The organism is Frigoribacterium sp. PhB118 (assembly GCF_003751725.1).
In the GTDB taxonomy this organism is placed as follows: domain Bacteria; phylum Actinomycetota; class Actinomycetes; order Actinomycetales; family Microbacteriaceae; genus Frigoribacterium.
This window is the reverse complement of the sequence record NZ_RKID01000001.1, coordinates 1,301,806-1,314,258: the sequence shown is the minus strand read 5'-3', so window position 1 is coordinate 1,314,258 and position 12,453 is coordinate 1,301,806. Positions and strand designations below refer to the sequence as shown.

Genomic DNA, 12,453 nt, shown 5'->3' with positions numbered 1-12,453 from the left:
CCGGTGCGACGGCGTCAGAGCCACTTCTTCCACTTGAAGACGCCCCAGATGCTCGCGCCGACCGCGACCATGGCGGCGACCGCCATGGGGTAGCCGAACTGCCAGTGCAACTCGGGCATGTGGTCGAAGTTCATGCCGTAGACGCCGCCGACCAGGGTCGGGGCGAACAGGATGGCCGCCCAGCCCGAGATCTTCTTGACCTCGTCGTTCTGCTGCAGGCCGACCTCCGACAGGCGCCGGGTCTCCTCGTTCTGGGCGAGCCCGGCCTCGGACAGGCGCCGCATCTCATCGTTCTGCGCCTGGGTGACGAGCGTCGAGTGCACGGTCAGCGCGTTCTCGAGCAGGGCGCGGAACGTGTCGGCGCGCTCGCCGATGCGCAACACGTGGTCGAGCACGTCGCGCAGCGAGCGCTGCAACTCGACGTCGACGCCGTACTTGTCCGACCCGCGCAGCAGGTTCTCGAGCATCCCCCGCAGCGGGCTCGTCGCGCGCTGGAAGCTGATCACCTCGCGCAGCAGTTCGTAGATGCGCCGTGAGACCTCGGGGTCGCCGCCGAAGAGTTCGTCCTCGATCTCGTCGATGTCCTTCTCGATGCCGGCGACGACCGGGCCGTAGCCGTCGACCACCTGGTCGAGCACGGCGTAGAGGACGGCCTCGGGTCCGAGGGCGAGCAGCTCGGGGTTCGACTCGAGGCGGCGCCGCACCCGACCCAGGTCGGGGTTCTCGGCGTGCCGGATCGTGATGACGAAGCCCGGACCGACGAACACGTGCACCTCGCCGAACTCGACCGTCTCCTCGGCGTCCAGGTAGCGGGCCGACCGCAGCACGACGAAGAGGGTCTCGCCGAAGCGCTCGAGCTTCGCGCGCTGGTGGCCCTTGAGTGCGTCCTCCACGGCGAGCGGGTGCAGCTCGAACTCCTGCGCGATCGAGCGCACCTCGTCGGGGTCGGCGCGGTACAGCCCGATCCAGGCCATGCCCTGGTGTTCGTGCAGCAGCTCGAACGTCTCGTCGAGGTTCGCCGGGCTGTCGGTGCGGTGTCCCGCGACGTAGATGCCGTTGTCGATGAGTGCCATGGTCTGCGCTCCTGCCGTTCGGGGTGCGACGACCGTCCGTCGAGGGACGATGTCGTACCGGTGGTGGTCACGACAGCCGTGCGGACGGCGGGTGTGCGGTGGGGGCCGGGGCGACGCACACGGGCGACGAGACGACACCGGGGTGTCGGGTCGTCGACGACGTGCGTCGACAGGAGACGTCGGTGCCCGTGGGCCTCGCTCGTGGTCGGTCGGGCCCGCTGCTCAGACGAGCGGGGCGGACGGCGCGATCACGGAGTGATGCCGCGGGGCGCCAGTACTGTCACCAGCCATCGCCGCTCACCTGCCTTCCGTCGTGCTGCCGCCGGGCCCGGTGGGGCCGTGGGCCCGCCTGGGCCGTGGGACAGCGTACCCCCGGGGGCCGCGACCGTCGACCGTCGTGCGACGGGAGCGACGGGTCGGGGTGAGGGGAAGGAGGCGCGTGTCGCCGTTGACCCGTGCCTCCCGCGTCCACGATCGGGTTTCGCGACCTGCAGACGGCGTCACTCTGCCACCGGCTCGACGCGGACACGAGCCTGAGTCGCTTTCGTGACCGGATCGATACGGTGGAGCGATGAGCACCGTCGCCGTCACCGTCCTGCCCTCCGCCTCCGCCTCCGCCACCGCCGACTCCGAGGCGTCGTCCGGAGACGCCTGGGGCGTCGCCCCCGCGACGAGGGCGGTGGCCGCGACCGACGCCCGCCTGGTCGAGCTCGGCGACGAGACCGACATGATCGTCCTCGGTGGCCGCGTCGACCAGGACGCCCTGCGCGCGGCGATCGATGAGCACCCCCGCGTCCGCGTCGTCCAGCTGCCGAGCGCCGGGGTCGACGCCTACGTCGAGACCATGCAGGCCACCGCCCGCGACGGCCTCGTCTTCACCAGTGCCAAGGGCGCGTACAGCGCACCAGTGGCCGAGCACGCCCTGGCGCTGACGCTGGCGACGCTGCGCTCCCTCCAGATCAGGGCCCGCGCCTCCTCGTGGGAGCGTGAGCAGCGCGGCATCTCGCTGAACGGCGCGTCCGTCACCATCGTCGGGGCCGGCGGCATCGGCACCGAGCTGCTGCGGCTGCTGCAGCCGTTCGACGTCGAGGTGACGATGGTGCGCCGCACCGACGAGGCCGTGCCGGGCGCCGCCCGGACGATCACGGTCGACCGCCTGGCGGAGGTGCTGCCGACGAGCGACGTCGTCGTGGTCGCCGCGGCCCTCACCGGCGGCACCCGCAGCCTGCTCGGTGCCGCCGAGTTCGCCGCCATGAAGGACACGGCCGTGCTCGTCAACATCGCCCGCGGCCCGCTCGTCGACACGGACGCCCTCGTGACGGCACTCGCCGAAGGGCGGATCGGGGCCGCGGGCCTCGACGTGGTCGACCCCGAGCCGCTACCCGACGGTCACCCCCTGTGGGCCGAGCCCCGTGCGCTCATCACCCCGCACCAGGCGAACACGAACGACATGACCGAGCCGCTGTTCCAGGCCCGGGTCGAGGCGAACATCCGCGCGCTCGCCGAGGGCGGGGACCCCGAGGGCGTCGTCGACGTCGAGCAGGGGTACTGAGCGCGCACACGGGAACGCCGCGGACCTGGGAGCCAGCGCACCTGAGGACGCCGCACACCCGGCGACGCCGCGGACCTGGGAACGAACCCGCGCCGCACGCGTTAGACCTGGGTAGTCGCCGCGCCGACCCGACGCGACGTTCGCGAAAGGAACCCCCGCATGCCCCTCATCGGAACATCCGACCTCGACGTCTTCCCCCTCGCCCTCGGCGGCAACACCTTCGGCTGGACCAGCGACGAGGCCGAGTCGCACTCGGTGCTCGACGCCTTCGTCGCTGGCGGCGGCAACTTCGTCGACACGGCCGACGTCTACTCGGCCTGGGCCGACGGCAACTCGGGCGGTGAGTCCGAGACGGTCATCGGCACCTGGCTCGCCCAGGGTGGTGCCTCGCGTCGCGACCAGATCGTGCTCGGCACCAAGGTCAGCCAGCACCCCGAGTTCCCCGGGCTCGGCGCCGCCAACGTCGCCGCCGCGGCCGACGCCTCGTTGACCCGCCTGCAGACCGACCACATCGACCTGTACTGGGCGCACTTCGACACCGGCGACGACCTCGCCGAGACCCTCGGCGCCTTCGACGCGCTGCAGAAGGCCGGCAAGGTGCGGCACGTCGGCATCTCGAACTTCTCGCCCGAGCGCATCACCGAGTGGGTCGAGATCGCGCGCCGCGAGGGCTTCGCGGCCCCGGTCGCCCTGCAGCCGCACTACAACCTCGTGACCCGCAAGTCCTACGAGCGCGACCTGGCTCCGCTCGCCGCCCTGAACCAGCTCGGCGTGACGCCCTACTTCTCGCTCGCCGCGGGCTTCCTCACCGGCAAGTACCAGAGCCGTGACGACATCGCCGGGGCCCGCAGCGGCAACGTCGAGGGCTACTTCAGCGACGAGGGGCTCGACGTCGTGGCCGCCCTTCGCGACATCGCGAGCGCCCACGAGGTCGAGATCGCCACGATCGCCCTCGCCTGGCTGCAGGCGCAGCCCCGCGTCGTCGCCCCGATCGCCAGCGCCCGCACCCTCGAGCAGCTGCCCGCGTTGCTGGCCAGCGCGAGCGTGGCCCTCAGCGCCGACGAGCTCGCCGCCCTCGAGACCGTCTCGGCCCGCGTGGCCGAGTAGCGCCTCCCGAACCGACGACCCGCGCCTCCGGGTCCGCCTCGGCCCGCGACGAGCGGGGGAGCGACGGACCCGGAGGCGCGGTGCGTGCAGCACCGTCGGCGTACGGTCGAGCGATGAGCAGAGCGACCCCCGACCAGCGGTTCCACGGACGCATCGCCGGCTTCGGCACGGAGTCCGGCACGCGCGTCGTCGTCGGGTTGTGGGACCGTTCGCCGCTCGGCCGCTTCGTCGACGTGATGGTCGAGGGTGCGGACGGCCACCGCACGCTGCTGGCGCCGTCGCAGGCCGTGGCCGACTACGTCTCGTCGACCTACACGTTCGACGAGGTGCGCGTGCAGCCCGTGTCGTGGCGCGGCGTCGACCGGACGCTCCGGGTCTCGGCCGGCCCCGACGACGCGGGCGGCGACGTCCTCGACCTGTCGCTCGAGATCGGGCCCGTGTCCGCGCTCGGCTGGCTGCTGCGGCTCGTGCCCCGGGCGTTCGCGACCCGCCCCGGCTGGCTCACGCTGATCGACCCGGTGGCCCGATTGATCGTCCGGGGTGCCCGCACGGCGGGCACGGCCGGTGGAGGTCGTCGCGAGTACTACGGCGTGACGCTGGCCCGGCGCATCGTCGCGGTCGACGCCCGTCTCGATGGTCGCGCCCTCGGGCCGCTGGCCCCGCTCGACCCGCCCGTGCGGTTCGGCTTCGGCTCGGCACCCGCCGATCCCAGCCTCGTCGACGTGACGACCACGATCCGCGAGCGCTGACCCGCCGCGCCGCACCGCACCGCACCGCACCGCACCGCACCGCACCGCGTTTCGTGCACCACACCTCGTCTCGTCGCGGTGTCGTGCACGGGACGCGGCGCGGTGTGGTGCCGCCCGGTTCTCCCCTCGGGCGACACGGCGTCACCGCCCGGTGGACGAGGAGGCGCGGTGCGGCACAGTAGGACGCGTGAGCACCGCAGACACCCCCGCGCCCGAGCCGTCCGCCACCGTCCCCGCCGCCGTCGACGCCGGGAACCCCGCCCCGAAGAAGAAGCTGATCCTCAACCTCTTCGAGATGAACTGCGTCGGGCACATCACGCACGGTCTCTGGCGGCTGCCGCACAACCACCGCAGCGAGTACAAAGACCTGGCGTACTGGCTCGAGCTGGCCCGCCTGGCCGAGCGTGGCGGCTTCGACGCGATCTTCATCGCCGACGTGCTCGGTGCCTACGACGTGTTCGGTGACAGCCCGGCACCGGCCCTGCTCGAGGGCATCCAGGCGCCCAACAACGACCCGATGATGGTCGTGCCGGCCATGGCCGCGGTGACCGAGCACCTCGGCTTCGGCATCACCTTCTCGACGAGCTACGAGCCGCCCTTCGCGTTCGCACGGCGGATGTCGACCCTCGACCACCTCACGAAGGGGCGCGTCGGCTGGAACGTCGTGACGTCGTACCTGCCGAACGCCGCCCGCAACTTCGGCCTCGACACCGAGATCCCCAAGGCCGAGCGCTACGCCCGCGCCGCCGAGTACCTCGACGTGCTCTACAAGCTGTGGGAGGGCTCGTGGGAGGACGACGCCGTCGTCGCCGACCCCACCGCCGACGGGCTCGAGCCCGGCTCCGGCGTCTACACCGACCCCGCCAAGGTGCACGCGATCGACCACGTCGGCGAGCACTTCCGCGTCGCCGGCCCGCACCTCAGCGAGCCGTCGCCGCAGCGCACGCCCGTGCTCTTCCTCGCGACGGCGTCGCCGAAGGGCGTCGAGCAGGCGGCCCGCAACGCCGAGGTCGTCTTCACCGGCGGCCCCGCCGTCAGGGCGGTCGGCGCGGCCACGCGCGAGGCGGCGGTCGCGGCCGGACGTTCCGCCGACGACGTGTCGTTCATCGTGCAGGCCGGCGTGATCACGGGCGAGACGGACGAGGTCGTCGCCGAGAAGCTGGCGCTCTACCGCTCGTTCGCCAGCGAGCAGGGCAAGCTGGTCCACCGCAGCATCCCCTTCGACGCCCCGGCGCACCCCCGCGACCGGACCGTGCGCGAGGCGCTCGAGGCCGAGGGCCGGCTCGACCACCCGGGAGCCGCCGCGCTGCCGCTCGACATCACGGTGGGGCAGCTGATCGACTCGGTCGACGAGGCCTGGGGCGGCACGTTCTTCGTCGCCGGCACCCCGACCGTCGTCGCGGACGCCGTCGAGCGCTGGCTCGACGACGAGGGCATCGACGGCATCAACCTGCGCCAGTACCACTCGTTCGACACGCTGACCGACTTCGTCGAGCTGGTCGTGCCCGAGCTGCGTCGTCGTGGTCGACTGCGCGAGGCGTACGTGCCCGGTGAGACGCTGCGCGAGCGGTTGACCGGCGGCGGACCCCGGCTCCCCGCGACGCACCCGGCGGCGGCCTACCGGCGCTGAGCCCGGGAGGGGCGGCGCGCGTCGGCGCGTCGCTCACGTCCCTCCCGGGGACGTCCCGGTCCGGGGCGGACGCGTCGACGTGGTCAGTGGGCGGCGGGGCTGCGGTACCGAGCCGGGACCGGTGGGACGCGGAGCCACGTGGTCCGGCTGACACCGTGAGCGTCCGACCACTCGACGAAGACGGTGCCGAGGGCGACCAGAGCGTCGAGCTCGACGGGGGTGGCGATGCCGAGGGGGGCCCCGGGGCGCAGCTTGTCGCGACCCCGGACGGGGCCGCCGGGCAGGTCGACGAGCACGTCCCGCGCCGGCCGGCCGACCGTGCGCAGCACGAGGCACGTGCCGAGGGGCAGGGTGGGGTCGCTGCCGTCGTTGGGCAGGTCGAGCCAGGACAGCACGAAGGTGGCGGGGCGACGCAGACGGGTGGCGCGTTCGCGGCGGATGCGGGCCGGGCGCGCCGGCGTGGTCCGGACGGTGCCCACGGTCGCGGTGGGGTCGAGGACGAGCGCCGCGTCCGAGGGGTCGTTCGTGCCCGGGCGTCCGGTGTCGGGCTCTGCGGTGTCCATCGTGTTCTGTTCCCCTGGAGTCGTGGTGGCGTGCGTGGTCGTGTCGTCGTCGACGTGACCCTCGAACGGCTCCGTCCAGCGAACCGCACTCCGGGGTGGGGGACAACGGGGCACAGGCACCCAGTACGGGGGTGGGCCGGTCCCCAATGCGGGGGACGCACCCCGGGGGACGCCGTCCGGGGATGTCGCACGGGGGGACGAGGGCCGGGGGCCCGGCCCGGCGACCCCGGGTCGTCTGGCTAGGCTCGACGGGTGACCACCGCCTCCTCGTCGCCCGCTCCGTCCGCCGCCGCGAGGCCGTTGCGTCGTCTCGGCTTCCTCACCATCGGCGCCTTCGAGGGCGACGACCCGACCGTCGGACTCGAGCAGGGGCTCGAGTTGTTCGAGCGGGCCGAGGCGCTGGGGCTCGACGGCGGCTGGACCCGCACGCGGCACCTGCAGTTCGGCATCTCGTCGCCCGTCGCGTTCCTCTCGGCCGCGGCGCAGCGCACCTCGCGCCTGACCCTCGGCACGGCCGTGATGCCGCTCGGCTGGGAGAACCCGTTCCGTCTCGCCGAGGACTGGGGCACGGTCGACGTGCTCTCGCGCGGCCGGCTGCAGCTCGGCGTCAGCGTCGGCGAGCCCCGCGCCTACGACGAGGTCGGGCCGCACCTCTACGGGGACGCCGCCGACCACCAGGACTTCTCGTACGGCCGGGTCGAGAAGTTCCTCTCGCTCGTCCGGGGCGAGCAGGTCAGCGCGTTCGAGGGCACCGAGGGCATCGAGGTCTTCACCGGGCGGGTGCAGCCGCAGAGCCCCGGCCTCGCCGACCGTGTCTGGTACGGCGCGGGCAGCCCCCGGTCGGCCGAGTGGGCGGGTCGCCAGGGCCTCGGCATGCTGATCAGCAACGTCAGCTTCGCGGGCGCGCCCGGGCCGATCGAGCCGACCCGCTTCGCGGCGTCGCAGCTCGAGCAGATCCGCGCCTTCCGTGCGGTCCACCCCTCGGGTCCGGAGGCGCGGGTCGCCAAGGGCGCGGTCGTCCTGCCCACCGACACGGCCACCGCCGAGCAGCGTGCGGCGTACGAGGCCTACGCGTCCTCCCGTCGCGACCGCACCACCGTGGCCCACGGACCCCGCGGCATGATGTTCGACCGCGACCTCGTCGGCCCGTCCGAGTGGATCGCCGAGCAGCTGCACGAGAACGCCGCGATGCGCGAGGTCGACGACCTGATCGTCGAGCTGCCGTTCGACTTCGGACTCGCCGAGTACACGCAGGTGCTGACCGACGCCGCCGAGCGCCTCGGCCCGCTGCTCGGCTGGCAGGCCGCCGCCCGAGGCGAGTGAGCGCTCACTCCCGGCGGTGGGGCTCGCCTAGACTCGACGCAGCACCCCGAGCCGAAGGAGTCTCCATGCAGAACTGGGCCGCCAACGTCGAGTACTCGACGACCGACCTGCGTCGCCCCACGAGCATCGACGAGCTGCGGGACGTCGTCACCGGCAGCCGTCGGGTCAAGGCCCTGGGCTCGCGCCACTCGTTCAACCGGGTCGCCGACACCGACGGCGTCCTCGTCTCGCTCGACGCGCTCGACACCCCGGTCGAGGTCGACTCGGCCGCCGGCACCGTCCGCGTCGGCGCGGGCACGACGCACGCCGCCCTCGCGGGCGAGCTGCAGCGTCGCGGCCTCGCCCTGCACAACCTCGCCTCGCTGCCCCACATCTCGGTCGCCGGAGCGGTCCAGACCGGCACGCACGGTTCCGGCGTGCGCAATCCCGCCCTCTCGGCCGGCGTCCGCGCCGTCGAGCTCGTCCGCGCGGACGGCAGCCTCGAGACCGTCCGCCGCGGTGACGACGCGTTCGGCGCCTCCGTCGTCTCGCTCGGCGCCGTCGGCGTCGTCACGAGCCTCGAACTCGACACCGTGCCGACCTTCGACGTCGAGCAGACCATCCACGAGGACCTGCCGTGGGCGGCCGCCCTCGAGCACCTCGACGCCGTGCTCGCCGGCGCGTACAGCCTGAGCTTCTTCACGCGGTACGACGGCGCGGGGGTCGACCAGGTCTGGTCCAAGCACCGGGTCGGCGACGCGGTCGGTCTCGACCTCCGCGACCTCGGTGCCGTGCGGGCCGACGCGACCACGCACATGATCCCCGGGGCCGAGACCGCTGCTGTCACGCAGCAGGGCGGCGTGGCCGGCCCGTGGCTCGAACGCCTGCCGCACTTCCGCTTCGACTTCACGCCGAGCGCCGGCGAAGAGATCCAGAGCGAGTTCCTGATCCCCGCCGAGCACGCCGCGGCCGCGATCGAGGGGCTCCGTGGCATCGCGCACACCTTCGCCGACGTGCTCATGGTCAGCGAGATCCGCACGATCGCCCCGGACGACGCCTGGATCAGCCCGAGCGGCGGACGTCAGAGCGTGGCCTTCCACTTCACCTGGCACCGCCGCCCGGACGAGGTGCTCGCCGTCCTTCCCGAGATCGAGCGGGTGCTCGGCGCGTTCGACGCCCGCCCGCACTGGGGCAAGGTCTCGACCGCCACGCATGCCGAGCTGCGCCGGGTGTTCCCGCGTCTCGGCGACTTCGCCGCCCACGTCGCGTCGGTCGACCCCGGGGGCCGCTTCCGCAACCCGTTCCTGTCCGCGTCCGTCCTCGGAGAGCCCGCGCATGTCTGAGCCCACCCCCGTCGCCCCCGTTCCGCCGCATGGAACCGTGCCCCCCGTCGTCGAGCCCGCACCGGGGGCGCCGCCGACCGCTCGCCTCGTCACGTCGCCGGTGCCGGTCTCCGGCGCGCAGGTCGTGCTCGAGCGGGACGGCTACCGGGCCGAGATCGCCGGGGTCGGGGCCACGCTGCGCACGCTCACGTTCGAGGGCCGCGACCTGGTCGTGCCGTTCGCCGCCGACGAGGTGCGGCCGGGCTTCCGCGGGGCCCTGCTCGCCCCGTGGCCCAACCGCGTGGCCGACGGACGCTACGGGCGCGACGGGGTCGAACACCAGCTGCCCCTGAACGAGGTCGAGCGCGGCCACGCCCTGCACGGCCTGGCCCACTGGGCCGACTGGACCATCGACCAGGCCCAGGCCGCGCGGGCCTCGGCCTCGTTCGTGCTCGTGCCGAGCGACGGCTACCCGTGGCGGCTGGCGCTGTCGGTCGTCTACGAGCTGACCGACGACGGGCTCACCACGACGGTCACGGCCCGCAACGCGGGCACGGGCGTCGCCCCCTACGGCACCGCGCCGCACCCCTACCTCGTCGCCGGCGAGGGTCGCGTCGACGACTGGTCGTTCACGCTGCCCGCCGCGAGCTACCTCGAGGTGACCGACGACCGCCTGGTCCCCGTCGGCACGCGGCCCGTCGGTGACCGTGACGGCTTCGACTTCCGCGACGGGCACCCGGTCGGCGACCTGTTCGTCGACCACGCCTTCACCGACCTCGCGTTCGGCACCCCTGACGGCGACGCCGGTGGGGGCCCCGCTCAGGAGGCGCGGGTCACCGCCACGGTGACCGCGCGCGACGGCCACGGCGTCACCATGTCGTGGGGGACCGAGCTGCCCTGGGTGCAGGTCCACACCGCCGACCGCCCCGAACCCGAGAACGACCGCGTCGGTTTGGCCGTCGAGCCGATGACCTGCCCGCCGGACGCCTTCAACTCGGGTGACGACCTCGTGCTGCTCGCCCCGGGCGAGGCCCACACGGCGAGCTGGACCATCACCGCGTTCTAGCGCGGCCCGACACCCCCGAACCAGCACGACACCCCGCGAACCCGGGGCGTCGCGCTGGTTCGGGGGTGTCGCGCCGGGCCGCCCTCAGACGGCGACGGGTTCGGTCTGCCAGGTCATGGCCGACACCGTGCCGGGCAGGCAGCGTTCGAGGGCGGCCTCGAGCGCCCGGCGCGTGCGGCGTGCCGTCAGCTCGTCCCGGACGACGACGTCGAACCGCAGGGCCTCGGGCAGCTCGGTGAGCAGCACGGTCCCGGCGTCGGCGAGCTGCACGAGGTACTGGCCCACCTCGACCTTCGCGGTCCGGTGCTCGGCGAGCAGGCGGCGCGACAACCAGAACAGGCCGGCGGCGTCGTACGCCGTGTGGACGGTCGCGGTCGCGGTGATCATGCGCACACTGTGACGTGACGACCGCTCACGCGCGTGAACGGCGTGTGGCGAACGTGTAAATCATGTCGCGACACGCCGGGCACGAACCGACTTGACAAGCACCTGGACCTCGTTCAGTATTGCCCAGCACCACCGATGTGAGCGCTCACATTCTCAGGTCAGCGCTCGACCGTCCTCGTGACGGGCCATCCCGCTCCACTCCGCGACACCCCAGCCACACGTTTTCTGACGAAGAGGTCAACCGTGAACAGCTCCTCCCTCCGCCGCCCGGCCGCCCACCGGGCCGTCCGCACGTCGCCCGCCCCGCGCCTCCTCGCGGTCGCCCCGGCCTGACGTCCCCTCAGCCCCGACGGGCAGGCCTCGCGCACCCGTCGGCCCGGCGCGTCCCCGGCCACCCGAGCCGTCGAGCGCCCGCACCACAGAGATCCCCTCACAGCACCATCACCCGTCATCGACGACGCCGTCGAGATGACACCTGACACGAATGGAACAACCGTGAAGAAAAAGCTCCTCGTCGGCATCGTCGCCGTCGGCATGGCATTCTCCCTGGCCGCCTGCTCCGGCGGCGGCGGCGGACGCGGCGGTGACGCCGGCGGCAGCAGCAGCGGCGACAACGCCGGTGCGCTGGTCGGCGTCGCGATGCCCACCAAGGTGTCCGAGCGCTGGATCAAGGACGGCGACGCCGTCAAGAGCGCCCTCGAGGACAAGGGCTACAAGGTCGACCTCGAGTACGCCGACAACAAGATCCCCCAGCAGGTCCAGCAGATCAGCAACATGATCACCAAGGGCGCGAAGGTCCTCATCGTCGCCTCGATCGACGGTGGCTCGCTCAGCGACCAGCTCGACTCGGCCGCCAAGGCCGGCATCAAGGTCATCTCGTACGACCGCCTGCTGACGGGCAACGAGAACGTCGACTACTACGTCTCGTTCGACAACTACAAGGTCGGCGTCGACCAGGGCACCAGCCTCCTGACCGGTCTCGGCCTCGCCGACGCCGACGGCAAGAAGGTCGACGGCGCCTCGCCCAAGACCATCGAGGTCTTCGCCGGCAGCCCCGACGACAACAACGCGACCTTCTTCTTCAACGGCGCGATGGACACCCTCAAGCCCTACATCGAAGACGGTTCGCTGACGATCGGCTCCGGTCAGGACCAGTTCACCCAGGCCGCCACGCAGCAGTGGGACCCCGCCACCGCCAAGGCGCGCATGCAGAACCTGATCGCCTCGACCTACTCGGGCGGCACCAAGCTCGACGGCGTGCTCTCGCCCTACGACGGCATCTCGATCGGCATCATCTCGGCGCTCGAGGGTGCCGGCTACGCCAGTGACGCCCTGCCGATCATCACCGGTCAGGACGCCGAGGCCGCTTCGGTCAAGTCGATCATCGAGGGTCAGCAGTACTCGACCATCTACAAGGACACCCGTCAGCTCGCCGACCAGTCCGTGATCATGGCCGACGACCTGCTCACCGGCAAGACGCCCGAGACGAACGACGACAAGACGTACGACAACGGTGAGAAGGTCGTCCCGACCTTCCTGTTCCAGCCGACCATCGTCACCAAGGACAACTACAAAGAGGTCCTGGTCGACAGCGGCTACTACACCGAGGCCGACCTCAAGTAGGTCCCTCCCCTGCGAGAACCGAGGAGGCGCCGGTCGCCGACCAGCGCCTCCTCGCTTCCCTGCTCCCCAGCGGCACCCA

The 12,453-nt window shown here is 72.6% G+C and carries 11 protein-coding genes; 8 read left to right on the top strand and 3 right to left on the bottom strand.

The window, feature by feature from the left end:
* Positions 1 to 14 precede the first annotated feature (14 nt).
* A complete protein-coding gene (locus EDF21_RS05995; RefSeq protein WP_056046751.1) occupies positions 15 to 1,073 on the bottom strand; it encodes a magnesium and cobalt transport protein CorA in 1,059 nt (352 codons plus the stop codon).
* Positions 1,074 to 1,644: 571 nt separating this feature from the next.
* On the opposite strand from EDF21_RS05995, the gene EDF21_RS05990 reads away from it, so the two are divergent.
* The 4 genes from EDF21_RS05990 to EDF21_RS05975 all read left to right on the top strand — a co-directional run bounded on the left by EDF21_RS05990 (position 1,645) and on the right by EDF21_RS05975 (position 6,111).
* Positions 1,645 to 2,625 carry a D-isomer specific 2-hydroxyacid dehydrogenase family protein gene (locus EDF21_RS05990; RefSeq protein ID WP_123570599.1) on the top strand — a complete coding sequence of 327 codons (981 nt, stop codon included), beginning with the start codon at positions 1,645 to 1,647 and terminating at the stop codon, positions 2,623 to 2,625.
* A 159-nt stretch (positions 2,626 to 2,784) separates the two neighbouring features.
* Complete coding sequence (locus EDF21_RS05985; RefSeq protein WP_123570598.1) at positions 2,785 to 3,732, top strand: aldo/keto reductase; 948 nt, start codon at positions 2,785 to 2,787, stop codon at positions 3,730 to 3,732.
* 113 nt (positions 3,733 to 3,845) lie between these two features.
* On the top strand, positions 3,846 to 4,481 hold the full coding sequence (locus EDF21_RS05980) for a hypothetical protein (RefSeq protein WP_123570597.1): 636 nt from the start codon (positions 3,846 to 3,848) through the stop codon (positions 4,479 to 4,481).
* A 187-nt stretch (positions 4,482 to 4,668) separates the two neighbouring features.
* Positions 4,669 to 6,111 carry an NtaA/DmoA family FMN-dependent monooxygenase gene (locus EDF21_RS05975; RefSeq protein ID WP_370274451.1) on the top strand — a complete coding sequence of 481 codons (1,443 nt, stop codon included), beginning with the start codon at positions 4,669 to 4,671 and terminating at the stop codon, positions 6,109 to 6,111.
* An 83-nt stretch (positions 6,112 to 6,194) separates the two neighbouring features.
* Here the strand turns inward: EDF21_RS05975 and EDF21_RS05970 are convergent, their stop codons facing one another.
* Positions 6,195 to 6,674 (bottom strand): hypothetical protein, encoded by a 480-nt coding sequence (locus EDF21_RS05970; RefSeq protein ID WP_123570596.1) that lies wholly within the window; start codon positions 6,672 to 6,674, stop codon positions 6,195 to 6,197.
* A 252-nt stretch (positions 6,675 to 6,926) separates the two neighbouring features.
* Between EDF21_RS05970 and EDF21_RS05965 the strand changes: the two genes are divergently transcribed.
* The 3 genes from EDF21_RS05965 (at position 6,927) to EDF21_RS05955 (ending at position 10,364) form a co-directional block, all read left to right on the top strand.
* Positions 6,927 to 7,997, top strand: coding sequence for an LLM class flavin-dependent oxidoreductase (locus EDF21_RS05965; protein ID WP_123570595.1), 1,071 nt, complete (start codon positions 6,927 to 6,929; stop codon positions 7,995 to 7,997).
* A 65-nt stretch (positions 7,998 to 8,062) separates the two neighbouring features.
* Positions 8,063 to 9,319 (top strand): FAD-binding protein, encoded by a 1,257-nt coding sequence (locus tag EDF21_RS05960; protein WP_123570594.1) that lies wholly within the window; start codon positions 8,063 to 8,065, stop codon positions 9,317 to 9,319.
* Complete coding sequence (locus tag EDF21_RS05955; protein ID WP_123570593.1) at positions 9,312 to 10,364, top strand: aldose 1-epimerase family protein; 1,053 nt, start codon at positions 9,312 to 9,314, stop codon at positions 10,362 to 10,364. Before EDF21_RS05960 ends, EDF21_RS05955 begins: the two co-directional genes overlap by 8 nt.
* Before the next feature lie 84 nt (positions 10,365 to 10,448).
* Here EDF21_RS05955 and EDF21_RS05950 read toward each other — a convergent pair whose 3' ends face one another.
* A complete protein-coding gene (locus EDF21_RS05950) occupies positions 10,449 to 10,751 on the bottom strand; it encodes a hypothetical protein (protein ID WP_123570592.1) in 303 nt (100 codons plus the stop codon).
* A 468-nt stretch (positions 10,752 to 11,219) separates the two neighbouring features.
* On the opposite strand from EDF21_RS05950, the gene chvE reads away from it, so the two are divergent.
* Positions 11,220 to 12,374 (top strand): multiple monosaccharide ABC transporter substrate-binding protein, encoded by a 1,155-nt coding sequence (gene chvE / locus EDF21_RS05945; RefSeq protein ID WP_123570591.1) that lies wholly within the window; start codon positions 11,220 to 11,222, stop codon positions 12,372 to 12,374.
* Positions 12,375 to 12,453 lie beyond the last annotated feature (79 nt).

What these genes read in the sequence shown, in the direction of transcription:
- EDF21_RS05995 (WP_056046751.1), bottom strand. Translation starts at nt 1,073, where the DNA reads ATGGCACTCATCGACAACGGCATCTACGTCGCGGGACACCGCACCGAC.
- EDF21_RS05990 (WP_123570599.1), top strand. Translation starts at nt 1,645, where the DNA reads ATGAGCACCGTCGCCGTCACCGTCCTGCCCTCCGCCTCCGCCTCCGCC.
- EDF21_RS05985 (WP_123570598.1), top strand. Translation starts at nt 2,785, where the DNA reads ATGCCCCTCATCGGAACATCCGACCTCGACGTCTTCCCCCTCGCCCTC.
- EDF21_RS05980 (WP_123570597.1), top strand. Translation starts at nt 3,846, where the DNA reads ATGAGCAGAGCGACCCCCGACCAGCGGTTCCACGGACGCATCGCCGGC.
- EDF21_RS05970 (WP_123570596.1), bottom strand. Translation starts at nt 6,674, where the DNA reads ATGGACACCGCAGAGCCCGACACCGGACGCCCGGGCACGAACGACCCC.
- EDF21_RS05960 (WP_123570594.1), top strand. Translation starts at nt 8,063, where the DNA reads ATGCAGAACTGGGCCGCCAACGTCGAGTACTCGACGACCGACCTGCGT.
- EDF21_RS05955 (WP_123570593.1), top strand. Translation starts at nt 9,312, where the DNA reads ATGTCTGAGCCCACCCCCGTCGCCCCCGTTCCGCCGCATGGAACCGTG.
- EDF21_RS05950 (WP_123570592.1), bottom strand. Translation starts at nt 10,751, where the DNA reads ATGATCACCGCGACCGCGACCGTCCACACGGCGTACGACGCCGCCGGC.
- chvE (WP_123570591.1), top strand. Translation starts at nt 11,220, where the DNA reads ATGACACCTGACACGAATGGAACAACCGTGAAGAAAAAGCTCCTCGTC.